Source organism: Streptomyces sp. NBC_00557 (genome assembly GCF_036345995.1).
GTDB lineage: Bacteria > Actinomycetota > Actinomycetes > Streptomycetales > Streptomycetaceae > Streptomyces.
Genome location: NZ_CP107796.1, coordinates 3,944,581 through 3,969,082, shown reverse-complemented (window position 1 = coordinate 3,969,082; position 24,502 = coordinate 3,944,581). Strand labels below are relative to the sequence as shown.

At 74.0% G+C, this 24,502-nt stretch carries 17 protein-coding genes; 6 read left to right on the top strand and 11 right to left on the bottom strand.

Features of this window, described 5'->3' with window-relative positions; translation table 11 throughout:
* Positions 1–76: 76 nt before the first annotated feature.
* From drmD to OG956_RS16965, 7 genes are all read right to left on the bottom strand, one after another.
* Positions 77–3,316 (bottom strand): DISARM system SNF2-like helicase DrmD, encoded by a 3,240-nt coding sequence (gene drmD / locus OG956_RS16995; RefSeq protein WP_330338820.1) that lies wholly within the window; start codon positions 3,314–3,316, stop codon positions 77–79.
* 139 nt (positions 3,317–3,455) lie between these two features.
* Positions 3,456–5,171 carry a methionine--tRNA ligase gene (gene metG, locus OG956_RS16990; protein WP_330338819.1) on the bottom strand — a complete coding sequence of 572 codons (1,716 nt, stop codon included), beginning with the start codon at positions 5,169–5,171 and terminating at the stop codon, positions 3,456–3,458.
* Positions 5,172–5,309: 138 nt separating this feature from the next.
* On the bottom strand, positions 5,310–6,947 hold the full coding sequence (locus tag OG956_RS16985) for a VWA domain-containing protein (RefSeq protein ID WP_330338818.1): 1,638 nt from the start codon (positions 6,945–6,947) through the stop codon (positions 5,310–5,312).
* Positions 6,948–7,018: 71 nt separating this feature from the next.
* Positions 7,019–8,962 carry an FUSC family protein gene (locus tag OG956_RS16980; protein ID WP_330338817.1) on the bottom strand — a complete coding sequence of 648 codons (1,944 nt, stop codon included), beginning with the start codon at positions 8,960–8,962 and terminating at the stop codon, positions 7,019–7,021.
* A 215-nt stretch (positions 8,963–9,177) separates the two neighbouring features.
* Positions 9,178–10,134: an endonuclease/exonuclease/phosphatase family protein gene (locus tag OG956_RS16975; protein WP_330338816.1), complete on the bottom strand. Its 957-nt coding sequence runs from the start codon at positions 10,132–10,134 to the stop codon at positions 9,178–9,180.
* Positions 10,135–10,450: 316 nt separating this feature from the next.
* Positions 10,451–11,410, bottom strand: a complete 960-nt coding sequence (locus OG956_RS16970) for a hypothetical protein (RefSeq protein WP_330338815.1) — start codon at positions 11,408–11,410, stop codon at positions 10,451–10,453.
* A 345-nt stretch (positions 11,411–11,755) separates the two neighbouring features.
* Complete coding sequence (locus tag OG956_RS16965) at positions 11,756–12,238, bottom strand: hypothetical protein (RefSeq protein WP_330338814.1); 483 nt, start codon at positions 12,236–12,238, stop codon at positions 11,756–11,758.
* A 161-nt stretch (positions 12,239–12,399) separates the two neighbouring features.
* Here OG956_RS16965 and OG956_RS16960 point away from each other — a divergent pair, with 161 nt between their 5' ends.
* Positions 12,400–13,569 carry a PP2C family protein-serine/threonine phosphatase gene (locus OG956_RS16960; protein WP_330342867.1) on the top strand — a complete coding sequence of 390 codons (1,170 nt, stop codon included), beginning with the start codon at positions 12,400–12,402 and terminating at the stop codon, positions 13,567–13,569.
* A 169-nt stretch (positions 13,570–13,738) separates the two neighbouring features.
* Positions 13,739–15,070 carry a hypothetical protein gene (locus tag OG956_RS16955; RefSeq protein WP_330338813.1) on the top strand — a complete coding sequence of 444 codons (1,332 nt, stop codon included), beginning with the start codon at positions 13,739–13,741 and terminating at the stop codon, positions 15,068–15,070.
* A gap of 39 nt (positions 15,071–15,109) precedes the next feature.
* On the opposite strand, the gene OG956_RS16950 is transcribed toward OG956_RS16955, so the two are convergent.
* The gene (locus tag OG956_RS16950; RefSeq protein WP_330338812.1) at positions 15,110–16,354 is read right to left on the bottom strand and encodes an amidohydrolase; all 1,245 of its coding nucleotides are present in this window, start codon (positions 16,352–16,354) and stop codon (positions 15,110–15,112) included.
* 51 nt (positions 16,355–16,405) lie between these two features.
* Positions 16,406–16,528 (bottom strand): hypothetical protein, encoded by a 123-nt coding sequence (locus tag OG956_RS16945; protein ID WP_330338811.1) that lies wholly within the window; start codon positions 16,526–16,528, stop codon positions 16,406–16,408.
* 162 nt (positions 16,529–16,690) lie between these two features.
* Between OG956_RS16945 and OG956_RS16940 the strand changes: the two genes are divergently transcribed.
* Positions 16,691–18,034, top strand: coding sequence for a tetratricopeptide repeat protein (locus OG956_RS16940; RefSeq protein ID WP_330338810.1), 1,344 nt, complete (start codon positions 16,691–16,693; stop codon positions 18,032–18,034).
* 3 nt (positions 18,035–18,037) lie between these two features.
* On the opposite strand, the gene OG956_RS16935 is transcribed toward OG956_RS16940, so the two are convergent.
* Positions 18,038–18,997 carry a hypothetical protein gene (locus OG956_RS16935; protein WP_330338809.1) on the bottom strand — a complete coding sequence of 320 codons (960 nt, stop codon included), beginning with the start codon at positions 18,995–18,997 and terminating at the stop codon, positions 18,038–18,040.
* Between the two features lie 432 nt (positions 18,998–19,429).
* Here OG956_RS16935 and thrS point away from each other — a divergent pair, with 432 nt between their 5' ends.
* The 3 genes from thrS to OG956_RS16920 all read left to right on the top strand — a co-directional run bounded on the left by thrS (position 19,430) and on the right by OG956_RS16920 (position 23,477).
* Positions 19,430–20,656: a threonine--tRNA ligase gene (gene thrS, locus OG956_RS16930; RefSeq protein ID WP_330338808.1), complete on the top strand. Its 1,227-nt coding sequence runs from the start codon at positions 19,430–19,432 to the stop codon at positions 20,654–20,656.
* 50 nt (positions 20,657–20,706) lie between these two features.
* Positions 20,707–21,675 carry a nucleoside hydrolase gene (locus OG956_RS16925; protein WP_330338807.1) on the top strand — a complete coding sequence of 323 codons (969 nt, stop codon included), beginning with the start codon at positions 20,707–20,709 and terminating at the stop codon, positions 21,673–21,675.
* Between the two features lie 143 nt (positions 21,676–21,818).
* Entirely contained in the window at positions 21,819–23,477 is a 1,659-nt protein-coding gene (locus OG956_RS16920) for a glycoside hydrolase family 13 protein (protein ID WP_330338806.1), read from the top strand.
* A 9-nt stretch (positions 23,478–23,486) separates the two neighbouring features.
* Here OG956_RS16920 and OG956_RS16915 read toward each other — a convergent pair whose 3' ends face one another.
* Positions 23,487–24,206, bottom strand: coding sequence for a DUF4142 domain-containing protein (locus tag OG956_RS16915; RefSeq protein ID WP_443065681.1), 720 nt, complete (start codon positions 24,204–24,206; stop codon positions 23,487–23,489).
* Positions 24,207–24,502: the final 296 nt, after the last annotated feature.

The window sequence follows — 24,502 nt, the reverse complement described above, 5'->3', positions numbered from 1 at the left end:
TCCTCGTGCTGCTGGGCAGGGGTGGGGACCGAGCCCTTCGGCGGAACCTTCCTGGCAGGGCGGGCGGCGGTCGGCATCAGCGGTTCTCCTGGCGGGCGGTGGCGGAGAGGGAACGGGGGACGAGGAAGGTCACGGCGACCGGGAACCAGCGGGGGGATGGATCGGCCCAGCGGCGGCGCAGCGCGGCCGTCTCCGTCTCCGTCACCTCCGGCAGCCTCCGCAGCCGCTCCAGCAGCGCCTCGCGGTCGGCGCGCAGCTGGCGGCGCTCGTCGTCGATGTCGAAGAGCGACTCCTGCTGCCAGTGCCCGGTGTCGTCGAGCCGCGCCCGGATCGAGCGGCCCAGGTCCTCCAGGACCGCACGCATGCCCTCGACCTCCTGCTCGCACCGTTCGGCGAGCATGGTCTCAAGTGAGCGGAAGCGCCGGTTCGCCCGGTTCTGCAAGGCGCGGGCGAGACGGTCCTCCAGCTGCGGCCAGAGGTCGGTCAGCTCGGTGAGGACGCCCTCGGCGGGCAGCTCCTCCGTGGCCTCGGCCAGCCACCTGTCGACGTCCTCCATCTTCCCGGCGACGAACTTGCCGCCCTCGATCAGCCCGCCCGCCGTGATCACCTCCTCGTGCAGCCGCGTCCCGCCGCTGCCGGTGATGACCACGCGGCCGTGCGCGACCACGGCCGGCTGCCGCAGCGCACCGTCCGGCACCACCCGGGCCGTCACCCGGGACAGGCGGGCCCCCGCGCCGCTCGACCACAGCTCCGCCCGCAGCAGCCGCAGGCACATCTGGACCAGGCGGTGCCCCAGGTGCAGGTGCACCACGTCCGTGCGGTCGCGGGCCTCCGCCTCGTCGAAGACGACCGGGCGCTCCTTGCCGGTGAGCGGGTGGCGCAGGCCGTCGTTGCGGGCCCGCGCCCAGGCGCCGGGCAGCTCGGGCAGGCGGAAGCAGCGGGCGGCCCGGTCGGGCCGGGGGTCGGGGACCTCGGTGAGGTCCTTCCGGTGGGCGAGCATCAGGCCCGTACGGACGACCCGCTCGACGGTCTCCGGGTGCAGATGCAGCTGCTGACGGCTCTCGGACAGCGCCTCCACCAGGCGTTCCAGGTCGCGGGCCAGGTCGCGCTCGACCTTCAGGACGGCCTTGCCCGACCGCTTCGTGATCTCGGCGTCGGCGGTGGTCCAGCTCGAACGCCGGCCCAGCATCTTCTGCTCGACCTGCGCGGCGATCACCTCGCCCGCGCTGCCCAGGTCCTCCCGGATCCGCTCCGTCTTGCGGGCTGCGACGGCGAGGAAGTGCAGCTCGTCCTCCAGGGCGCCGTCCTCGTAGCCGGAGTCCGTCTGATGGTCGTGGGCCGGGTCGAAGCCCTGCCAGCCGCGCGGCACGAAGTGGTAGACGTCCACCTGGTCGGCCTTCTGCCCGTGCCGGTCCACTCGGCCGTTGCGCTGCTCCAGCCGGTTGGGGTTCCACGGGATCTCCCAGTGCAGCACCCGGTGACAGTGCGCCTGGAGGTTGATGCCCTCGCTGGCCGCGTCGGTGCCGAGCAGGATACGGACGGGGGAGAGGTCGGGGCTCTCCTGGAAGACCTGCTTGACCTGCTCCCGCTCCTCCTGGTCCTGACCGCCGTAGAGCTGCGCGATCCGCTCCGCCGGGTATCCGGCGGCGATCAGCTGTCCGTACAGCCAGCGCTGGGTGTCGCGGTACTCGGTGAAGACGATCACCCGCTCCGGCTCCCAGTCGCCCAGCGGGCCGTCGGGACAGACGATGCCGTCCAGCCATTCCCGGAAGCGGGCAAACTTGGCGTCCGGCCGCTTCCCGGCGTCCACGGCCCAGGCGTCGAGTTCCCTGAGCAGTCTGTGCTCGTGGTCGGAGAGCGGGCGCATGGCCTGGCGGGCGGCGGTCAGGGCCCGGGCCGCCGCCTCGGCCTGCTCCTGCTCGCTCTCCTCCTCCGCCTCCTCGACGCCGTCGATCAGGGGCCGCAGCACCCGGACGCTCGGGGCCGGATCGTCCGCGGGCCCGGCCTGGCGGGACGTCATCGTCTTCAGGTGGGTGCTGATCGTCTCCGCGAACGCCTTCGGCGACGACAGGAAGCGCTTCTTCAGCAGGGTCGTCACGAAGTCGGCGGCCGTCCGGCCGGCCTTCCCGTCCCCCTGGCCGTCGCGGCGCGAGCGCGCGTACTCCGCGAGCTTGGCGTACGCCTCCCGCGCCGCGTCGCTGTAGTCGACCTCCAGGGCGTGCGGCACCCGCCGGGGGAAGCGCGGCTTGCCGTTCCACAGCGGCGGCAGGTCCGACTTCATGCGGCGCACCATCACCCGGCGCAGCTGCTCCTCGGACGGCTTGACGCCACGGGCGAACCGGTGGTCGTCGAGGAGTTCCAGGAGCGCGGTGAAGGACTCCAGGTAGCCGTTGTGAGGGGTCGCGGAGAGGAAGAGGCGGTGCTCGCAGTGCGGCGCGAGCAGCTTCACGGCGCGGGTGCGCTGCGAGTCCACCGCGTACTTCCCCGTGCCGGAGGGCGCGCAGGTGTGCACCTCGTCCACGACCAGCAGGTCGAACGCCCGGGGGTACTCCGGCACCGGCGGCAGCAGTTCCCGCAGCATCCGCAGCGGGCGTTCGCGCTTGAGCCAGTCGATGGAGACGATCAGGCGCGGGTGGTGGGTCCACGGGTTGGCGTACAGGCCGGCTGAGCGGCGCAGCTCCCGCAGCATCCGGGTGTTGACGATGCGGAAGTCCAGGCCGAACTTGTCGCGCATCTCGTCGCGCCACTGGAGCGTCAGGCCGGCGGGGCAGACGATCAGCATGGAGCGGGCGCGGTGGCGCAGCATCAGCTCCTGCATCACCAGGCCGGCCTCGACCGTCTTGCCCAGACCGACGTCGTCCGCGATCAGCAGGTTCGTGCGCGGCATGGACAGGGCGCGGACCACCGGGTCCAGCTGGTAGTCCTGGATCTCGACGCCTGAACGGAACGGCGCTTGGAGGGCCGTCTTGTCGGCCGAGGCGATCGCACCCCAGCGCACCGCGTCCAGGAAGGCGTCCAGGCGGCCCGGATCGTCGAAGCCGGTCTCCGGCGAGGGCAGCTCGTACTGGTCGTGGACGTCCGTGGCCTGCTCCAGCTCCCAGACCACCCGCAGTTCCTCGTCCCGGCCGTCGCTCTCCAGCGACGACAGGGTGATCAGGTGGCTGGGAGCGGCTTCCGCGGCACGTGCCGGATCATCGCTCGCGGCGGTCGAGCGGAGGACGTCGGTCACGACCCAGGGGCGGTTCCGTACGGTCACGCGCTGGCCCGGGGCCGGAACAGGGGAGCCGGACACCGCTTCCGCTCTGGCAGCCTGCATGACCATCGCCCTGATCCCCCGCCTTCACCCACACGCACTGACGCAGCGATCGTAAAAGTTTAGGTGTGACATGCGCGGCGATGTCCCCTGTTCCCCTGATTCAGGAGGAGGCGCATGGTTCAGGAGGAGGCAGACCGGGTCAGGCCTCCTCGCCGCCGAAGCGCTCCTTGTAGGCCGCCAGGTCCTCGTCGGTCAGCTTGGCGAAGAGGACCGGCGGGACCGTGAACGGGGTGCCGGACGGGACCGAGGCGAGGGACCTGGCCTCGTCCGCGGTGACCCAGGTGGCGGCGTCGTCCGGCAGGGAGAAGGCCGCGCGCATCACCTTGGCCGTGGCCGGGATCAGCGGCTCGGAGACCACCGCGTACAGGTGGATCAGGTTCATCGCCGTGCGCAGGGTGAGGGCAGCGGCGTCCTTGTCCGTCTTGATCTGCAGCCAGGGGGCCTTCTCCTCCAGGTAGGAGTTGCCCGCCGACCACAGGGCGCGCAGGGCCGCGGCCGCCTTGCGGAACTGCATCGCCTCCATCTGCTCCTCGTACTCGCCGAGGAGGCGGGCGATCTCCTCGCCCAGCCGGGTCTCCGCCTCGCCGGGCTCGCCGCCGGCCGGCACTTCCTCGCCGAAGCGCTTCTTCGAGAAGGACAGCACGCGGTTGACGAAGTTGCCGAGCGTGTCGGCGAGGTCCTTGTTGACCGTGGCGGTGAAGTGCTCCCAGGTGAAGGACGAGTCGTCAGACTCGGGCGCGTTGGCGATGAGGAAGTAGCGCCAGTAGTCGGCCGGCAGGACGTCCAGCGCCTGGTCGGTGAAGACACCGCGCTTCTGGCTGGTGGAGAACTTCCCGCCGTAGTACGTCAGCCAGTTGAAGGCCTTGACGTAGTCGACCTTCTTCCACGGCTCGCGCACGCCCAGCTCGGTGGCCGGGAACATCACCGTGTGGAAGGGGACGTTGTCCTTGGCCATGAACTCGGTGTAGCGCACGGTGTCGTCCGCGTCGTACCACCAGGACTTCCAGTCGCGGTTCTCCGGGTCCTGGTCGGCCCACTCCTTCGTCGCGCCGATGTACTCGATCGGGGCGTCGAACCAGACGTAGAAGACCTTGCCCTCGGCCGCCAGCTCCGGCCAGGTGTCGGCCGGGACCGGGACGCCCCAGTCCAGGTCACGGGTGATCGCGCGGTCGTGCAGGCCCTCGGTCAGCCACTTGTGGGCGATGGAGGAGGCCAGCTGCGGCCAGTCCTTGTCGTGCCGGGCCACCCACTCGCGGACCTCGTTCTCCAGCTTCGACTGCAGGAGGAACAGGTGCTTGGTCTCGCGGACCTCCAGGTCCGTGCTGCCGGAGATCGCCGAGCGCGGGTTGATCAGGTCGGTCGGGTCCAGGACGCGGGTGCAGTTCTCGCACTGGTCGCCGCGGGCCTTGTCGTAGCCGCAGTGCGGGCAGGTGCCCTCCACGTAGCGGTCCGGGAGGAAGCGGCCGTCGGTGGGGCTGTACACCTGGCGGATCGCCCGCTCCTCGATGAAGCCGTTCTCGTGCAGCTTGCGGGCGAAGTGCTGGGTGATCTCGCGGTTCTCCGCGGACGAGCTGCGGCCGAAGTAGTCGAAGGCGAGCTGGAAGCCGTCGTAGACGGCCTTCTGCGCGTCGTGCGCCTGGGCGCAGAACTCCTCCACCGGCAGGCCCTGCTCCTTCGCCGCCAGCTCGGCCGGGGTGCCGTGCTCGTCGGTGGCGCAGATGTACAGGACGTCGTGGCCGCGCTGGCGGAGGTACCGGGAGTACACGTCCGCCGGGAGCATGGACCCCACCATGTTGCCCAGGTGCTTGATCCCGTTGATGTAGGGAAGGGCGCTGGTGATGAGGTGTCGAGCCATCGTGGCTGCTCCCAGGTCGCTGCGTTTTCTGCGGTTTCGAACCTTGAAATCGTAGCCGACAGGGGTGGGCCGCCCGTTTCCCGTTTTGCTGGGTGGGATGTGCCGGGTGGGAAAGGGCGGCCCCGGAATCACGGACGGTCACGGCCGCCAGGCGGCCAGTACACCTTCGTAGAGTTCCGCGTCCGTCAGCTCGCGGGGAGCGGGGCCCGCGTGGAAGAAGGACGTGTTGGAGGTCTTCAGCTTGCGGAGGTAGTCGAAGGCCTTGTTGTCGTGCTCCCCGAAGGCCACGAAGGAGAAGAACACGGCGGGGTGCGACGCCGCGGCATCGGTGAGGGCCTGCGTCGCGGGGGTCTTCGCGTCCGGGGCGCCGTCGGTCTGGAAGACGACGAGGGCCGGGGTGCGGGGGGTCTCGTTCCCTTCCGTCTGTTCCGTGTGCTTGTCGTAGTGGGCGAGTACGGCTTCCACGGCGGCGTGGTAGCTGGTACGGCCCATGCGGCCCAGGCCGGCGTGCACGTCGTCGATCTTGGTCTCGTGGTCCGGGGTGAGGGTGAGGTCGGTGGTGCCGTCGATCTCCGTGGAGAAGAAGACGGTGTGGACCGTCGCCTCGGGGTCCAGGTGGGCGGCGAGGGCGAGGGTCTGGTCGGCGAGGGCCTGCGCGGAGCCGTCCTTGTAGTACGGGCGCATGCTCGCGGACCGGTCCAGCACGAGGTAGATCCTGGCTCGGGTGCCGGTGAGGTCGTGCTTCTTGAGGGCGGTGGTGGCGGCCTTGTAGGCGGCGGTGAGGGAGGGGGCGCGGGACTTGACCTTGGCGAGGGTGGTGGCGGGGGTCGTCTTGCGGGGTGCGTCGGCGTCGGCGGGGGTGTCTTCGGCCGGCGCCGTCTCCACGACCGGCTGAGGCTCGGTCTCCGGCTCCGCTTCCGGCTGCGGTTCTGGCTGGGCTTCCGTCTCGGTCTTCTCCGCGACCGGCTGAGGTTCGGCCTCGGGCCCGGCCTCCGGTTCGGGCTTCTCGGCGGCGGGCTGAGGTTCGGCTTCCGGCTCGGCTTCAGGCTTCTCTGCGACCGGCTGAGGTTCGGCCTCGGGCCCGGCCTCCGGTTCGGGCTTCTCGGCGACGGGCTGAGGTTCGGCTTCCGGCTCGGCTTCAGGCTTCTCTGCGACCGGCTGGGGCTCGGTTTCCGGCTCGGTTTCCGGTTCCGGCTTCTCGGCGGCGGGCTGAGGTTCGGTTTCCGGCTCGGTCTCCGGCTTCTCCGCGACCGGCTCCGGCTCGGCTTCAGGCTTCTCGGCGACCGGCTGAGGCTCGGCCTCCGGCTCCGCCCCCGGTTCGGGCTTCTCCGCGACCGGCTGGGGCTCGGCTTCCGGCTCCGCCGCAGCCTCGGGCTCCTCGGCCTTCGGCTCGGGGGTCTCCGGCTCGGGGGTTTCCGGGGTGGAGGAGTTGCTGTGCGGTTCTGCCGGGCGGGGGACCTGGATCCTGTCGAAGACGGCGGAGACCAGTTCGTGTTCCTCGCGGCGGGGCTCGGGCACGGTCGGGGTGGTGGGCTCGGCCTCGGCGGGGGCCTGCTGCTGGGCGGGGAGGGAGGCGGCCGGCCGCTCGGGCTGCGTGGGCCGGGGGGCCTGCTCCTCCGGCTTCGCGGGGCGGGACGCGGACTCCTCCGGCTGGGCGGCCTCCGCCTTCGCCGGCTCTTCCGCCCCCCTGTGCAGGGAGTTCGCATCCTCTGCCGGTGTGGCGCGTCCCTTGCGTGAGCGGCTGAACGCGTTCCGCAGGAGAGTGAGAATGCCCATGTGCGCAACCCTTCGTGAGTTGATGCCCGTCGATCCCTGGCCAGGACGGACACGTAAGGTTAGCGAAGGGCTCAGTGGGGGGAAGCGATCGACCGGGCCGCGGCGACCTCCTGCCGCAGCGGTTCGAGGACACTGCCCGCGGGACCGGTGAGATCGGTGCGGACCGGGATCAGCACGTCGGCGTCCCGTACGCCTTCCGACAACTCCCTGAGCTGCATCACCACGTGGGCGATCTCGGCCGGGGACGGCGGCGGCGCCCCGTGCCGCACCCGGACGCGGGCCGCCGTCGTCGCGTCGACGATCCGTTCCACCGCCACGACCAGCGGCCACCACGCCGCCGCGCGCCGGCCGGTCGGCGGCGGCTCGGTCAGGGCCCGCTGGAACTCGGTACGGATCACCGACAGGTCGCGGTAGAGCCGCCGGCGCATACGGGCCCGGGCGGCAGGGTCGCCGTCGGCGCCGAACGCCGTCTCCACGTACCGGGCCGTGTCCGCCACCGCGTCCGCGAGGCGGTCGCCCACGCGGGTGCGCCAGCTCTCCGGCCAGAGCAGGTAGCCGGCGGTCAGGGCGATGGCGCAGCCGAGGAGCGAGTCCGTCAGGCGGGGCAGGAGCAGCGCCGTGCCCTGGTGGTTCAGCAGGTCGGAGAGGAGCAGGATCACCGGGGTGATCGCCGCCGTCTGGTAGCCGTAGCCCCGTGGGGTCAGGGCCGGGATCAGCGGGGCCAGCACGAGCATCACCGGTACGTCCCACCAGCCCAGCGGGACCTCCGCCAGCACCACCGCCGCGATCACCAGGCCCGCCACCGTGCCGAGGGCGCGCAGCAGGGCCCGGGAGAACACCGAGCCGAAGTCGGGCTTGAGCACGAACGTGATCGTCAGGGCCACCCAGTAGGAGCGCGGGACCGGGACCAGGGAGACCAGGGCCTGGGCGACGGCGATGCAGAGCGCCAGGCGTACGCCGTAGCGCCAGGAGTTGGCGGAGAGGACGACGTTGCGGGCCGCTCGCGCCGTGCGGATGCCCAGTGCCGGCGGCCGGCCGAGGGGGTCGTCGATTCCCCGCGGGTCCGTGTCGGGGGCCGTCACCACCGCCGCGGTGTGGCGCAGGGCGTGGTCCACGGCGCGCGCCGTCTCGGTCGTCGGGAGCGGCAGGTCCAGGGCTATCGGGCCCGTGTAGCCGGTCTCGACGGCCCGGGCGAGGTGGCCGACCGCCTCGGGGACCTGCGGCGGCAGGGGGCGGCCCGCCAGATGGGCCGCGGGGGCCACCTCCATCACGGGCGTGATCGCGTTCAACTGGGCGAGCAGCCGGGTGAGTTCGCGGCTGCGGCCGTGGTGGCGGGCGCGCCGGCCAAGGATCAGGTCGTACGACTGGTTCAGGGACTGGGTGACCGTCCGGCGGGCCTCCTCGTACGCCTCGGTGCGGTCGGTGCCGGAGACGGCCAGCAGGGCCGCGACCGTGCGGTAGGTGGCGGCGACCGCCGTGCGTTCGGGTACGCCCGAGCGCAACGGCCAGGCCAGCAGGGCGAGGAGCAGGACGAGCAGGCCGCCGCCGGTCATCAGGGTGGCGGCGAGCCACCAGGGGCGGGGCAGCGGGAGGCCCGCGCCGATCACACAGTTCAGCAGGAGGAGCAGGCCCGAGACCGAGGCCACCGCGCCGATCGTCGAGATCATGCCGGAGACCAGGGCGATCCCGGTGACGGTGGCGACCGCGTACCAGCCGTGCCCGTACACCAGCGTGCCCAGGGTCACGCCGACCGCGCCGAAGAGCTGGGGTACGGCGATGTTGAGGATGCGCATGCGGTAGGCGTCGGCGGTGTCGCCGATGACGCCGGACAGGGCGCCCATGGAGGCCAGGGCGCCGTACGCCGGGTGACTGCCGGCGAAGCCGAGCACCAGGGGGAGGGCCATCGCGACGGCGGCCCGGGCCACGGCGGCCTTGTTGACCGGGGCCTGCTCGGGGCGCAGGTTCCGCACCAGCCAGTCGGGAGGGGTGAGGCCGACGGGGAACTCGCGCGACATGCGGCCATTATCACCGGTTCGTTCCCTGGGGGCCGGAGTCGTCCCAGGTCCGGGCGCCGGTCCGGCCAGGGGTCGTAGTGGTGTGGCGCCCGTCCGGCGAGGGGTCGTAGTGGTGTGGCGCTCGTCCGGGTCCCGGCGGGGCGCTGGTCGGCCGCCTCGGTCCGGCGCCGGTGCGAGGGCGTGTCGCGGTCGCGCGCCGACCGGTCGGGGCGGAGTCAGCCGCGGTGGTGGAGGGTGACGTCCACGACGAGGGCGCGGTGGTCGGTGCCGGTCACGCGCAGGAAGCGGGCGTCGGCCGCGGTGAAGTCCGGGGAGAGCAGGACGTGGTCGATCTGAGCGCCGAAGACGGACGCGGTGCGCGCGGGCCAGCTGGCGGCAAGGCCGGGTCCGGCGAGGCGGGCGGCGTCGGTCAGGCCGGTGTCCAGGATGCGGCGGAAGGCGGCGTGGTCCCGGGTGGCGTTGAAGTCGCCGGCCAGGACGGTGGGTGTGTTCCGGCCGGCGGCGGCGAAGGCGCGGAGCGCGCCGAGTTCCCGGCGCCACAGGCCGACCTGGCCGGGCAGCGGGGGCATGGGGTGGGCGAGTTGGAGGCGTACGGCGGTGCCGTGCACGTCCGCGAGCGCACCGGGCATGCCCATGGTGCCGGGGACACCGGCCGTCGGTCTCAAGGGATAGCGGCTGAGGATGAGCGAGCCGTGGGAGCCGGCCGCGCGGACCGCCCGCCGGTAGGGGTAGGCGGCCGCGAACTCGGTCTCCAGGGTGCCCTGGCAGGCGAACTCGCACTCCTCGACGAAGACGACGTCCGGCCGGCGGTCGCGGATCAGCGGCACCAGGGCGGGGGTGGCGCGCCCGAACTCCACGTTGGAGGTCAGCACGCGCAGGGTGGCGAGCGGCGGGCCGCCGGGGTCGGCGGCGCCGCCGTACGGCCGCACGTACCAGGCGAGCACGCCGAGGACGACGGCCCCGCACACCAGGCCCGGCCACCAGCGGGCGAGCAGCGCGCACAGCAGGGCGAAGCCGGTCGGCACGAGCAGCCAGGGCAGGAAGGCGAGCAGTTGGGGCACCGGGGTGACACCGTCGGTGCCGGCGGCCCGGCAGCCGGCGACCGCACCGACCCCGGCGAGCAGCAGTCCGGCACACCAGGCGCCGAGCCTGCGTCCGCGGCGACGGTTCACGGGGCGAGCGTACGGGGGGTGTTCGGGCGGGCGCCAGGGCGTGACCGGGCCGGAGGGGGGCGCTGGTTGCGCCGTGGGCGGGTCGGCCTCCCCCAAGGTCCGGGATCCGGGTGTCCTCGGGCGCGGTCGGGGCCTGTGCGCGCGGCGGCTTCGGCGGGTGGGGAGTCCTCGGTCGGCTGTCCACAGGGTGGGGGACGCCGGCTGTCCACAGGGTGGGGACGCCGGCTGTCCGCACCGTGGGGACAGAGGGTCCCGTACCGGATGCCGGGGCGCGGAGCGTTCCGGCTTCTCCGGTGTCCCGGCCCTGGCCCAGCGGTCAGGTCCGGGCCCGGGTCGGCGCGTGGACCGGGGGCGGTGGTGGGGTGCCCGGGCCGGACGGGGGCCGGGGCCGGGCCGGGCGGCCCAGGCGCAGACGGCGGGTCAGCCAGGTCGTCAGCGCCACCGCCAGGCCCAGCCCCAGCAGCAGCCAGGAGGCCGTGCGCAGGCTCGCGGTGAGGGCGTCGTAGACCGCGCCGGCCGCCGGATGGGGCACGTCCGCGGGCAGGTCGGCGAGGGTGAGGCCGCGGCCGACGGCCACGGCGAGGGACAGCAGGGCCCCGCCCAGGGCGGTGCCCAGCGCGGTCGCGGCGACGGCGCGCCGGCGGTGCACGGCGAGGGCGATCCCGGTGGCGGCGAGGGCGACGGCCGCCACCGGCAGCCAGAGACCTGCGACTTCGAGCACGTGGAACCCCTTCCGGAAGGCGGCGAGCCGGCTCGCCGGGAGGACGGACACCGCTGTGTGCTCCACCGGGATGCGGGCGGCGAGCGGCACGTGGTCCCGGCTCAGCTGCCGCTTGACCTGATCGGTGATGGGGGCGAGGTCGACGGTGACCGGGCGTCCGGCCGACTCGTCGTCCTCCTCGCGCAGGGCCCGCAGGACCGCGTCGTGGGTGACCCGGTTTCCGGTGTCCCAGGCGAGTCGGAAGGCCTCGGTCTGGGTGAAGGAGCGCACCGCGTCCCGCACGAACGGACGGAGCGAACCTCCCCCGGAGGGGGTACCCCCGGCCGGGCGGACGTCCGTGTGCTGGTCCACCGCGCGCAGGATGCCGTCGCCGACCGTGTCCGCGACGGCCTCCCGCACGCTCGGGTCGGCGGCGAGCGGCGCCATCGTGGTGACGTACCGGCCCGTGTCGGCGAGACCGTACGCCGCCCAGGCCGCCAGCGTGCCGAACGGCACGAGGAGGCAGGACAGCGCGACCAGTACGGCCGACAGGGCGCTCCTGAGGCGTGGGGGCACGCTTCCAGGCAACGGCCTGCGGGGCGGGGCCGCGAGCGGGGCGACTGCATTCGGGCGAAGGACCGCACTCCTGGGGGAAGCGGGGCCTCCGCTCTCCGGTGGAGGGTTCACCCGAACGGGTGTTTCCTGGTGTGGGGAGGGAGTCCGGTCCTCGGGCCGGGTTCCACGGCCGGGTGAGGGAAGCGGGGAACCCGGGAGGGCGGGCGTGGGTCACGGCGTACCGGGGCCCACGCCGCCGTCGTACACGCCTGACCCGGTCACCGTGCCGTGTGCCGGCCCCGTGACCCGGTCGCCGTGCCGTGTGCCGGCCGCTCCCGGCCCGTACGGCCGCCCGCTCGGCCCGGCTCAGCGGACCCGGCGGCCGAAGGCGTCCTCGCGCGTGTAGTAGCGGTAGAAGAACGCGGCGAAGGTGCATGCCGCGATGACCAGCGACATCATCACCGCCCGCCAGACCGAGTGCGGTGTCTGGATGTAGAGGAAGCCGAAGGCGATGCCGACGAAGGCCGTCCACAGCAGCGCGTGCACCTCCCGGGGCATGCGCGGGGCCAGCGTCAGCAGGGCGATGCACCCCACCGCGAACACCAGCGCGCTGAGCCAGCCGAGCAGCAGGTTGCCGCCGGTGACGGGGCCGCCCTGGCGGGCGTTGGCCGCGACCCAGTAGCCGTAGACCAGGCCCAGCACCACCGGGACGGCGATGTGCGCGATGCGGTGCGTGCGCGCGTCGAAGACGTCCGGCGGACGGACGGGGACGCCGGAGGTCCGGCGCTCGATCGAACCCGTACGGCCGGGGCGGGGCATGCCACCCGGCGCGGGTGCCGCTTGAGCCATGAGAGCACTCCTCTCTCTCCTCGCCCCCGGCTTCCAGAGCACACCGGGAGGCGCGGCCCGGCAAGTCGGCCAGGAGGGTGACGGGTGCCCGGATGCGACGGCTTCGCTCGCGTGTTTCGCTGGGAAACCGAGGAACATGGAGGCTGCCCCGCGTGACGGAGATGGAGTACGGCCGGCGGCGGCAACCGCTGCACGGGTACGGCCGGAACGTCGCCCTGGTGTCCCCGCTGCTGCTGCTCGGTGGGATCGTGCTGCTCGACTTCGGCACCAGCGAGCGGTTCCGGATCGTCTCCTGGATCGTGCTGGTTCCGGGCACGGCCGCCGCGATCTGCGGCGTGTGGACGACGGGCTGCTACGCCGTGCTGGCGGTGGTGGCGTTCATCGCGGTCGACAGCGCCTGGCCTCACCAGTACCGGGCCGGGCTCGCCGACTTCATCCTGGTCGCGCTCGGCGGCCTGTTGGCCGTGGTGGCCTCGGCGGCGCGGATGCGCAAGGAGCGGCATGACCTGCACATCCAGGACATCGCCGAGACGACCCGGCGCACCGTGCTGCGTCCGCTGCCGACGCCCTGGGCCGGTCTCGAGCACGCCGGGGTCTATCTGGCCGCGGACGTCGACGCCCGGGTCGGCGGCGACTTCTACGACATCCAGCCCAGCCCGCACGGCCCCCGGGTCCTCGTCGGTGACGTACAGGGCAAGGGGCTCGGCGCGGTGGAGACGGCGGCGGCGCTGCTCGGCACGTTCCGGGAGGCCGGCTACCACGAGAAGGAACTCGCGACCGTCGCCGAGCGGCTGGAGACCCGGATGCTGCGGCACCGGTGGCACGTCGCCGCGCTCGGCCGGGACGACGGCGACCGGTTCGCCACCGCCGTGCTGATCGGCTTTCCCGAGGGCGGTCCCGGGAACATCGAGCTGGTCAACTTCGGTCACGAGGCGGCGCTCGCCGTCGGCCCGCGCGGGCTCCGCGAACTGCCCAGCGGCGACGGGCTGCCGATCGGGTTCGGCGACCTGGGGGGCGGGCTGCCGCCGGTGCACCGGGTGCGGTTGGCCGACGACGAGACGCTGCTGCTGGTCACCGACGGCGTGACCGAGGCCCGCGACCGCGGGGGCGCCTTCTATCCGCTGGTCAAGGACATCACCGCTGCGGTCACCACCGACCCGGCGCAGACCAACCCCCGGACACTGGTCCGCCGGGTCCGGGACGGCGTACTCCACCACTGCCGGGGCGGCCTGGCCGACGACACCACGGTGTTCGCCGTACGGCGCCTGCGAGCGGCGGGGGGAGAGGAGGGCAGGGAGGGCGACGAGGGTGAGACGCGATCGCCGGCCTGATGGCGGCTGCGGGTGGGCGATGGGTGACGGAGTGGGCGGAGGCGCGGGAGGCGAAGGGGGTGAAGAGGGGCGATTGCGGGCCTGTCGCCTCGGTGGGGCGCGCGTTTGCAGCCGCAGCGGTTACGGTGCTGGCTGGAGAGCCGATCTGGGTCCGACAGGGGGAGGGACGATGCCCGGAACCGTGCTGCTGCTCGCGGCTTCGCCGCTGGGCCGGGGACGCCTGGTGGACGCGGCCGGGGTGCTGCCGGTGCTGGCCGCCGTCGCACCCGCCGTGCTGTCCGGTAGCGACACCGCGAACGTCGTCGAACTCGCCGATCCGCTGGAGCCGCAGGCCGTGTTGACCCGGCTGCGGGCCGCCGCTGCGGCGCCGGGGCCGCTGACCGTGTACGTCGCCGGGCAACTGCAGCTGGACCGGCGGCAGCGGCTGCCGCATCTCGCGCTGGCCCGCACCACGCCGGCCACGGTGCGCTACACCGCGCTGCCGTGGCACTGGGTACGCGAGGAGCTGCGGTTGCGGTCCGCCGCGGACACCGCGCTCGTCGTGGACCTGCACGCGGATGCGGAGGCCTGGCGCCACGTCGCCGAGCGCGGGCTGGACTGCGGGGCCAACGCCGCGGTGTACGGCCGTGTCGCCCCTGTCGCCGGGCGGCGCGGGGTGGCCGAGCCGGCGTACATGAAGGCGGTGGCCACGCTGTTGCGCAGCGGCTACCGGCCGCCGCTCCCGCAGCTGCACGAGCAGGCGCTGGCCCGCATCGCGGACGCCGGCGCCGGCCGTGACCTGCTGCTGTCCCTGCCCGGCGGTGCCAGGCCTCCGTTCGCTTACGCACCCACCCGACCCGGCCGGCCTGCCCCGCTCGTGCCCGGCACCGGTCCCACACCCCCGGCCCCCATCGGCTCGCCCCCGCCCGCCGCGCTGCCGGTCCCGTCCGGGGCCGGGCAGGAGACGCGTGCCGCCGGCCCCGTCTCGCCCACGGCCGCCCGGGATGCGCACGCCACGGAGCCGGTACCGCCCGGCAACAGCCAGGCGCCCCGCCCCGGCACCCCGACCCCGCACCTCCCGGCGCCCACCCCCGGCCAGGACCCCCACGCCCTGATCAGCGCCGCCGTTCGGAGCGGGCGGCACGAGGAGGCCGAGGCTCTTGCCGCCCGGTACGAGGAGCGTGCCGTAGGGGCGCGGGGGGCGGTGTCCGAGGAGGCGTTGCACTGGGCCGAAGTGCGCGCCGATCTCGCGATGTTCGCGGGGGACGCGGTGCGCAGCTGCCGCGCCTGGCTGGCGGTCGCCCGAAGGCGGCTGGCCGCCGGGCAGGCCGTGGACGCGCCCGCCGTCGAGGCGGCCGTGGACCGCGCGCACCATCAGTGGACGCGGATCGCGGACCCTGCGCGGGCGCGCGAACTCGGGCCCGAGCTAGCCGAGTTGAGGCTGCGGGTGCCGGGGCGGCGGCAGGGCGCGCTGGAGAACGTCCGCCGTCAGCTACGGCAGCTGCAGGCCACCGCCCCCTGAGGACGACCGGCCTCGTACGGCGGGTGAGCGAGGACCGGGTCATGCCTCCGGCAGCAGCGCCAGCGCCCCCGAGACCAGCGTGCGGACGCCCGGGGCGATCACGGAGAGATCGGGAGCGAAGTGCGGGCTGTGGTTGCTCGGCACGGCCGCGAACTTCTCCGGCAGGCTGTCGCCGGGCGCCCGGTCCCAGACCTCGGCGGGCGTCGTGGTGACGAACCAGTACGAGTAGGGAATCGCGTTGTCCAGCGCGAGTTGCGGGAAGTCCTCGCTGCCCATCGCCGGGCCCGGGTCGAACACCGTGCCCGCGCCGAAGACCTCCCCGTGCACGGCGGCGACCCTGGCGTCGGTGTCCGCGTCGTTGACGGTCACCGGGAAGGTGTTGCCGAGGGTGACGTCGGGTTCGCGCGGGCAGCCGGCGGCCAGGCACTCGCCGCGCGCGATGCGCCGGATCGCCTCCAGCATCCGCTGCCGTACCGACTCGGACTGGGTGCGCAGGTTCAGCGAGATGCGCGCCTCGGACGGGATGATGTTGTGCCGGGTGCCGGCCTCGATCCGGCCCACGGTCAGTACGGCGGACTCGCCGGCGGCGATCTCCCGGGACACCACGGTCTGCAGCCGGGTCACGAGATAGGCGGCGGTGACGACGGGGTCCACGGTGGACTCCGGGCGCGAGCCGTGCCCGCCCCGGCCGTGCACCACGATGTCCACGTCCGTCGCGGCGGACAGGATCAGCCCCGGCGAGTGCGGGTACAGGCCCGCCGGGCCGGGCACGGCGTGCTGGCCGAGCAGGACGTCGGGCCGCCCGAACCGCTCGTACAGCCCGTCCGCGAGCATGCGGCTCGCCCCCTGCCCGCTCTCCTCGGCGGGCTGCCCGACGACCAGCAGGGTGCCGGCCCAGGCGTCCCGTCCGGCCGCGAGCGCGGCGGCGGCGCCGGTCAGCCAGGTGACGTGCAGGTCGTGGCCGCAGGCGTGCATCACGCCGTCCGTCCGCGAGGCGTACGGCAGCCCGGTCTCCTCCTTGACGGGCAGCGCGTCCATGTCGGCCCGCAGCAGCACGGTCGGCCCGTCCCCGTTGGCCAGCCGCCCCACGACCCCGGTGCCGCCGACGCCCTGCGCCGTCTCGTACCCGGCCTTCGCCAGCCGCTCGGCCAGCTTCCCGGCGGTCCGGTGCTCGGTCAGCGACAGCTCGGGGTGGCGGTGCAGGTCGCGGTAGAGGTCTTCCAGGTCCGGCACCGGCAGGTCGGCGGTCAGGGCCAGGGCGGCACGGGCGGCGGCAGAGGTCATGACGCGAGGGTAGGCCTCCGGCGGCCTCGCCCACAGGCTGCCGTTCGGGGCCTAACCGTGCCGTGCGGGCGCCGCCTGCTGGGTCTCGGCGGTCCGGCCGGGGTTCGCCGCATGGGCCGGGCCGGCGTTCGCCGCGAGGATCAGGGCCGTCGCGGCTATCACGGCTGCGGCCACGGCTCTGCGCACGGTGGTGTTTCCGTAGGGTGCGGTTGTACGTCCCGGCACGGCGACCTCGCAACACAACAGCGACGTATTAAGCACACTTAATCCTCCGTTTAACCTAGGGGGTGAGCGGTGCCAACGGCAAGAGGCGCCAGGGGAGTTGGGGGTGCGGGGATGCCGGAGCGGGACGACCCGGTGGTCATAGGGCAGCGCGTGCAGCAGCTGCGCACCCAGCGGGGACTCACCCAGCGGCAGCTCGCGGAGCCTGCCTACACGCCCGCCTACATCTCCACCCTGGAGGCGGGCCGGGTGCGGGCCTCCGACGAGGCGCTGCGGCACATCGCCGGCCGGCTCGGCGTGGCCTTCGAGGAGCTGGCCGTCGGCCGGCCCGCGCACCTCGCCACCGACCTGAGGCTGGCGCTCACCGAGGCCCAGCGGATCCTCGCCGACGGACGGGCCGAGGAGGCCGCCGTCCAGTACGCGGCGCTGCTGGACCGGGCGGAGACCCACGCCCTGGACCGCGAGCAGGCGACCGCGCTGCTCGGGCTCGGCGAATGCGCGCTGGAGACCGGTGAGCTGGAGCGTGCGCGGGAGTTCTTCGAACGGGCCGAGCGGCGCCTGGCGGACGAGTCGCTGCCGGTGCGCGTCCCGGCCGTGCGGGGCCGCGCGGTCGCGCACTACCTCGCCGGCGAACTCCGGTACTCCGTCTACCTCCTGGAGTCCGCCCTCGACGAGCTGAACCGGGGCGGACTGCACGACCCCGACGCCCTGCTCCTGCTCTACGCCAGCGTCATCGGCCCGTACATGGACATGGGCGCGCACGCCCGCGCCGCCCAGGCCGCCGAGTTCGCGCTCGCGCTCGCCCCGCAGTCCGGCGACCCGGCGCTGATCGCCCGGATGCACCGCTCGGTGGCCCGCACCCTGATCGCCGAGGGACGGGTCGCCGAGGCCGACGCCTCCCTCGCCAAGGCGGCCGAGCTGTACGGCCGGCTGCGGCTGCGCACCGAGCTGGCCAACTGCCACTGGATGCGCGGGTACGTGTGCGCGCAGAACGGCGAACTGGAGCGTGCGGAGGCCGAGTTGCGCCAGGCGCACGCCATGCTGGCGCAGAGCCGGGCGGCCCTGTACCGCAGCCAGGCCGCCGTGGAACTCGCCGACGTGCTGCACCGGCGCGGCAAGTCCGAGGAGTCCGCCGTCCTCCTGCAGGGCGTCCTCGGCGACTTCTCCTCCGAGCGCGGCGCGGTGCACGCCGCCGCGGCCCACCGGCTGCTCGGCATCATCGCCGAGGACGCCCGGGACACCGAGGCCGCCGAGGAGCACTACGTCCGCGCGCTCAGCCTGCTGGAACGCGCGGGCGCCGCGGGCGACCTGGCCGACCTGTGCCGCCTCCTCGGCGACCTGTTCCGCCGCACCGGCCGCGTGGAGGCCGCCCTGGACGCCTACCGCACCGGTCTCGGCCACCGCACGGCCCCGGGTACGACGACCCTGGGCCCGGCCCCGGCGCAGCCCCCGCTGTGAGGGTCACACCTGCGCCCTGCCCTGCTTGCGGACGTCCGCCAGGCGCAGGGCGCCGACCTGGACCGCGGCCTGCGTCGCGTCGTTCGGGACGTCGCCCAGTCCGCCGTTGGTGAGGGCGAACGCGTCCTGGCCGGCGCGGACGGCGGCCACCTCCAGGGTGAGCACGGCGTGCCGGTCGTCGCGGTCGGTGGCGGAGAGGCTGATCCGCAGGCCCTGGCTCCTGTCCCCGACCTTGGGCAGCGGGGCGTCGCCGACCTGGACGTCCTCCTGGATGCCGGTCTGCGTGGTGGCCGTGAACCGCGCGCACCGCGCCGGCATCGTGCCGAGCCACGCCAGGGCGGCGTCGACGTCGGCGGGGCGGCGGGCGGCGATCTGGTAGCGCAGCTGGGCGCCCGTGTCGGTGTCGTCCAGGCCGGTGGCGGCGCGGGCCGGGCCGCCGAGGATCTCGTCGGTGTAGAGGGCGTCCAGCAGCCGCTGGCAGTCGCCGGCCGAGGTGGTCGCCTTCAGCAGCTGGTCCCGCCAGGTGGCCGCGCCCTGGGTCGCCGTCCAGGGGGCACCGAGGTCGCTCTGGGTGAGCAGCGCGGCCCGGGCCTGCTCGTCGGTGAGCGTGGAACCGTCGGGCCGGGGCGAGGTCCTCGGCGTCTTCGACGGCTTGTCGATCGTCGGCATCGGCGGCGTCGCCGTGTCCTGCTGATTCAGCACGAGCGCCGCGCAGCCGCCGGCGAGGACGAGCCCGACGGCTATGAGGGAGAGCACGACACCGCGGGGGAGATCGGCGAGGCGGGCGAGCACGGGAAGCCTGAGATGTTCTGGAAGTCCTGGAAGTCCTGGAAGTCCGGGCAGGCGGCTGTGCTGCGGCTCCGGGTCGTCCGGGGCGCCGGGGGCCGGCGGGTGTCCGTGGCCGCCGTGGTCGCCGAGGATCTTGGGGGCACGGGGGTCGCGCGGGCGTATCGCGGGGGTCATCGGTGCCTCCTGAGCGCTCGGGGCCGGTGGGGTCGCCGGCGCGTGTCCGCCGGTGGGGGCACCTGCCGGTGGTCCCTGATCTCACGGCACCACCGCCCCGGCCGCCTCACCAGCGCTCCCGTCCGTCCGGGTGACCGGCCCGCCGGAACCGGGTGAAAGGCCCGCCGGACCGGTGTGAGCGGGGGACTCCGCCCCGCCCGGCCGGTCCCGGCGGTCTGCCGTAATGCGCTCGAGCGGCGGCTTCGCCGCCTGCTACCGTCCCCGTATGCAGCGCGCCCCGCAGTGCCCGAAGAGCACGACGACGCCGGAGACCGTCCCGGCGCGCTGACAGCTGACCAGCATCCAGGCCCCGGGGCGAGCGCCCCGGGGCTTCGGCGTTGCCGCGTCCTCCCGGTTCCTCGCCCCGCCCACCGGACCCGCGGAGGAACCCCGATGAACGAGCAGATCCCCGACCACCGCCGCCTCGGCCGTGAACTCGGCCTCTTCGGCACCGACCCGCTGATCGGCGCCGGCCTGCCGTACTGGCTGCCCGACGGCGCGGTCGTACGGCACACCCTGGAGGAGTACATCCGCGAGGCCGAACGCCTTGCCGGGTACCGGCACGTGTACTCGCCCGTGCTCGGCAAACGGGAGCTGTACGAGATCTCCGGGCACTGGGACCACTACAGCGACGACATGTACCCGCCGATGAGGCTGGGCGCCGAGGAGGTCGTGCTGCGCCCGAGCCTGTGCCCCCACCACGCCCTGATCTACCGGTCCCGCTCCCGCAGTTACCGCGAACTGCCGCTCAGGATCGCCGAGGTGGGCAGCATGCACCGCGCCGAACTGTCCGGCGTCCTCGGCGGACTGACCCGTGTGCGCGCCATCCAGCTCAACGACGCGCACGTCTTCTGCACCCTGGACCAGGCGGTCGAGGAGGCCCGCGCCGCGCTGGAGCTGATCGCCCGCGCCTACGCCGACCTGGGCATCGAGGCCGTACGGCACCGGCTGTCGCTGCCCGGCGAGGGCGGCAAGTACGTCGCCGGCCCGGAGCTGTGGCGCCGGGCCACCGGGCTGCTGCGGCAGGTGCTGGAGGAGTCGGGCGTCGCCTACGAGGAGGCGGAGGGCGAGGCGGCTTTCTACGGCCCGAAGATCGACGTGCAGATCGCCGACCCGGCCGGGCGCGAGTCCACCCTGTCCACCGTGCAGATCGACTTCCACCAGCCGGCCCGCTTCGACCTGCAGTACATCGGCGCGGACGGCGCCCGGCACCGCCCGGTGATGGTGCACCGCAGCATCATCGGCAGCGTGGAGCGGGCCGTCGCCCACCTGATCGAGGCGCACGCCGGCGCCTTCCCGGCCTGGCTGGCGCCCGTCCAGCTGGTGGTGCTGCCGGTCTCCGACGAACAGCGGGAGCAGGCGGCCCGGGTCGTGCGGGAGGCCGTGGCGCTGGGCCTGCGCGCCGAAGCCGCCGGTCCGGCCGAGGGCACCCTCGGCGCCCGGATCCGCGCCGCGCGCCTGGTGCCGTACCAGGCGGTGATCGGCGCGCGGGAGGCCGGGGCCGGCCGGGCGGCCGTACGGCTGCGCGGCGGCGGGCGGCCCGGGGAGCTGCCGGTCCCCGAACTGCTGGACCGGATCGCCGGCCGGGTGCGGGCGCGCGGTACCGCCCTGTGGGAGTGACCGCGCCGGTCCGTCCTGATCTAAGGTCGGCGTGACGGAAGGAGCCCGCCGTGACCGGTCAGCCCACCCCCGTGATCATCGACTGCGACACCGGTGTCGACGACGCCCTCGCGCTGCTGCTGGCCGTGCGCCACCCGGGCCTCGATCTGCGGGCGGTGACCTGCGTCGCCGGGAACACGGACGTCGACGGCGTGGTCCGCAACACCCTGACCGTGCTGGAGCGGGCGGGCGCCCCGGAGATCCCCGTGGGCCGGGGCGCGGCGCGCCCGCTGATCGAGCCGGCGCGCTCGGCGCGGCACGTGCACGGCTCCGACGGCATGGGCGACCTGGGCCTGCCCGCGCCGTCCCGGGCCCCGGCGGACGTGGACGCCGTGACGCTCCTGCGGCGCGAGATCCTGGCCTCCCCGCGCCCGGTCACCCTGATCCCGACCGCGCCGCTGACGAACATCGCCCTGCTGCTGCGCACCCACCCGGAGGTGACCGGCAACATCGAGCGGATCGTGTTCATGGGCGGCGCGGTGGCCACCGGCAACGCCACGCCGGTCGCCGAGTTCAACGTCTGGCACGATCCGGAGGCGGCGGCGATCCTGCTCACCGCCGGGGTGCCGATCACGATGTACGGCCTCGACGTCTTCATGCAGGTCGTCGTGCCCGCCGCCGACGTGCACCGGATGCGCGCGAGCACCGACCCCGGCACCCGCCTGGCCGGCGACCTCCTCGCCCACCGGCCGACCTTCCAGGGCGAGGCCCCGGAGGCCGAGGAGGCGGGCGGACTCGGCGACGCGGGCGCGGTGTGCGCGGTCGTCGACCCGCAGGGCATCAGTACCCGGCTCCTCCCGGTGGAGGTCGCCCTCGCCCCCGGCCCCACCCGGGGCCAGACCCTGGTCGACCGCCGCCCCCGCCCCGGCGAGTCGGAGATCCACGAGGGCGCGCGCGAACAGGCGCTGGTCGACGTGGCGTTGGAGGTGGACGTGGAGCGTTACGTGAAGCTGTACCTGGACGCGGTGGAGCGGCCGTAGCGCGTCCAGGCTCCGCCGGGGAAGTGAACGGCCCCTCCGCGCGGCCACCGCACGCGGCCGAACCGCCGGAGACGCAAGGGTTCCTTTTCCGGGCAATGGGGACAGATGTCCTGTACTGTCGTCCACCCCCGAAGGGAGCCCGCATGGCAGACCGCTTTCCGGACCTCTCCTCCAAGAACCCCGACTGGTGGCGCCAGGCCGTCATCTACCAGGTCTATCCGCGCAGCTTCGCCGACGCCGACGGCGACGGGCTCGGCGACCTGCGCGGCATCACGCGCCGCCTCGACCACCTCGCCGCGCTCGGCGTCGACGCCCTGTGGCTGAGCCCGTTCTACCCCTCCGAACTGGCCGACGGCGGCTACGACGTCGCCGACCACCGGGACGTCGACCCCCGCCTCGGCACCCTGGACGACTTCGACGCCCTGGTCGCCGAGGCCCACCGGCTCGGCCTGAAGGTCGTCGTCGACCTCGTCCCCAACCACACCTCGCACCAGCACCCCTGGTTCCAGGAGGCCCTGCGTTCCGGCCCCGGCTCCCCGGCCCGCGAGCGCTACGTCTTCCGCTCCGGCCGGGGCGCGCACGGCGAACTCCCGCCCACCGACTGGCCGTCCGTCTTCGGCGGCAGCGCCTGGACCCGCACCGCGGACGGCGAGTGGTACCTGCACCTGTTCGCCCCCGAACAGCCCGACCTCAACTGGGACCACGAGCAGGTCCGCGCCGACTTCCGCGCCACCCTGCGCTTCTGGTCCGACCGGGGCGTGGACGGCTTCCGCGTCGACGTCGCCCACGGCCTGGCCAAGGACCTCTCCGAGCCGCTGCGGGACATCGGGGGCATCGGCGCGACCGGCGAGACGGCCCTGCCGCTGGTGCCGCCGGGCAGCCACCCGTACTGGGACCGCGACGAGGTGCACGAGATCTACCGGGACTGGCGCAAGGTGTTCGACGCCTACAGCCCGCCGCGCACGGCGGTCGCCGAGGCCTGGGTCCCGGGCGCCCGCCGCGCGCTGTACGCGCGCCCCGACGAACTCGGCCAGGCCTTCAACTTCGAGTACCTGGAGGCCGGGTGGGACGCGGACGAGCTGCGCCGCGTCATCACCGACGAACTGGCCACCGCGCGGGCCGCCGGCGCCACCGCCACCTGGGTGCTGTCCAACCACGACGTCGTACGCCACGCCTCCCGGCTGATGCTGCCGCCCGGCACCGACCCGGACGCCTGGCTGATGTCCGGCGGCACCGCGCCCGCACTGGACGCCGCGGCCGGGCTGCGCCGGGCCCGCGCCGCGACCCTGCTCATGCTGGCGCTGCCCGGATCGGCGTACCTCTACCAGGGCGAGGAGCTCGGCCTGCCCGAGGTCGCCGACCTGCCCACCGAGGTCCTCCAGGACCCGATCTGGGAGCAGACCGGCCATGTCCGCAAGGGCCGCGACGGCTGCCGGGTGCCGCTGCCGTGGACGACGAGCGGACCGTCGTACGGCTTCGGGCCCGGCGCGGCGTGGCTGCCCCAGCCGTCCTCCTTCGCCCGGTACGCCGTCGAGGCCCAGGCGGGCGCCGAGGGCTCCACCCTGGAGCTGTACCGCACCGCCCTGCGGCTGCGCCGCAAGCTGCTCGAGGGCGAGACGCTGACCTGGGCGGCCGACAGCCCCGCCGGGGTCCTGGACTTCACCCGCCGCGAGGGCTGGCGGTGCGTGACCAACCTCGGCGGCGGGCCCGTACCGCTGCCGCCGGGCGAGCCGCTGCTGGCCAGCACGCCCCTGCCCGACGCCCGGACCCTGCCGCCGGACACCACGGTCTGGCTCGGCTGAGCGGACCGCTCAGCGCACCGTCGGGCTCGGGCTCGGCCCCGACGCGTTGCCGCCGGTCAGCCCGCTGAGGTCGACCGGCGTCGACGTGGCGGTCGGCGGCGGGGTGAGCACCACCTGCTGCTGGCCGGGGGCCGGGGGCGGCGGGGTCAGGTCGGAGGCGGGCAGCTTCGGCGGGGTCGTCTGCTGGAAGAGGGTCTGGTCGAAGTCGACGAGACCGGTCTTCTCCATCACCGTCATGTGGTCCAGCACGGTGTCGTTGGCCTGGTCGGCGAGGGCGCGCACCAGCGAGTTCTTGGTGGTGGACCGGATCTTCGCGATGGCGTTGAAGATCGCGCCGTGCGTCATCCGCAGGATGTTGGCGAAGTCGGTGTCGAACTTCTTCCCGTTGTCCGCCTTCAACTGGCTGACGAAGCCCTGCTGCTGGGGGCTGGCCAGGTTGGGCAGGGTGATGTTAAGCAGCGGGGCGATCTTGCGGCAGGTGGTGTCCAGCGCGGCGTGCCCGTCGATCAGGTGCTTGCTGGCCGTGATGACGCCCGGCGTGGTGCCCTTCTGCAGCCCCATCTGTCCCACCGGGTACTCCCACAGGCCGGCCGACCGCACCTTCACCACGAAGTCCCGGTCCTGCTCGGTGAGCGGGCCCCACTGGGTGTTCGCGATGATGCGGTCCTGGGCGGTGGTGGCCTTGGTCAGGCCGAGCATGCTCGGGTAGGCGAGGGCCGCGAGCGTCATGGCCATCGCACCGCCCACGAAGAGAGTTCCCGTCGCGTTCCGCGAAAAGCGCACCGTGCCTCCTGCCCGGTCGTGGATCCGCCCAGGGCGACGGCGGCTCCGGGCGGTTCGGACGCACAGCAATACGGACGCGGGAGCGATTCGTATCGGTGGCGCGGGTAAAAAGTGCGCCCAGGGCGCGCAGGACGCGTACGCGGTGGCGCGGGGCCGGGACTCCGCCACGGATTGCCATGTGTTGGTGTGCATGACAAACGGTTGGTGAAACGTTGACCGGTCTCCGGGAGAAGGCGACGAAG

Bases quoted from the DNA above. Each gene is read 5' to 3' on its own strand.
- drmD (WP_330338820.1), bottom strand. From the start codon at position 3,316: ATGCAGGCTGCCAGAGCGGAAGCGGTGTCCGGCTCCCCTGTTCCGGCC.
- metG (WP_330338819.1), bottom strand. From the start codon at position 5,171: ATGGCTCGACACCTCATCACCAGCGCCCTTCCCTACATCAACGGGATC.
- OG956_RS16985 (WP_330338818.1), bottom strand. From the start codon at position 6,947: ATGGGCATTCTCACTCTCCTGCGGAACGCGTTCAGCCGCTCACGCAAG.
- OG956_RS16980 (WP_330338817.1), bottom strand. From the start codon at position 8,962: ATGTCGCGCGAGTTCCCCGTCGGCCTCACCCCTCCCGACTGGCTGGTG.
- OG956_RS16965 (WP_330338814.1), bottom strand. From the start codon at position 12,238: ATGGCTCAAGCGGCACCCGCGCCGGGTGGCATGCCCCGCCCCGGCCGT.
- OG956_RS16960 (WP_330342867.1), top strand. From the start codon at position 12,400: ATGGAGTACGGCCGGCGGCGGCAACCGCTGCACGGGTACGGCCGGAAC.
- OG956_RS16955 (WP_330338813.1), top strand. From the start codon at position 13,739: ATGCCCGGAACCGTGCTGCTGCTCGCGGCTTCGCCGCTGGGCCGGGGA.
- OG956_RS16950 (WP_330338812.1), bottom strand. From the start codon at position 16,354: ATGACCTCTGCCGCCGCCCGTGCCGCCCTGGCCCTGACCGCCGACCTG.
- OG956_RS16940 (WP_330338810.1), top strand. From the start codon at position 16,691: ATGCCGGAGCGGGACGACCCGGTGGTCATAGGGCAGCGCGTGCAGCAG.
- OG956_RS16935 (WP_330338809.1), bottom strand. From the start codon at position 18,997: ATGACCCCCGCGATACGCCCGCGCGACCCCCGTGCCCCCAAGATCCTC.
- thrS (WP_330338808.1), top strand. From the start codon at position 19,430: ATGAACGAGCAGATCCCCGACCACCGCCGCCTCGGCCGTGAACTCGGC.
- OG956_RS16920 (WP_330338806.1), top strand. From the start codon at position 21,819: ATGGCAGACCGCTTTCCGGACCTCTCCTCCAAGAACCCCGACTGGTGG.
- OG956_RS16915 (WP_443065681.1), bottom strand. From the start codon at position 24,206: ATGACGCTCGCGGCCCTCGCCTACCCGAGCATGCTCGGCCTGACCAAG.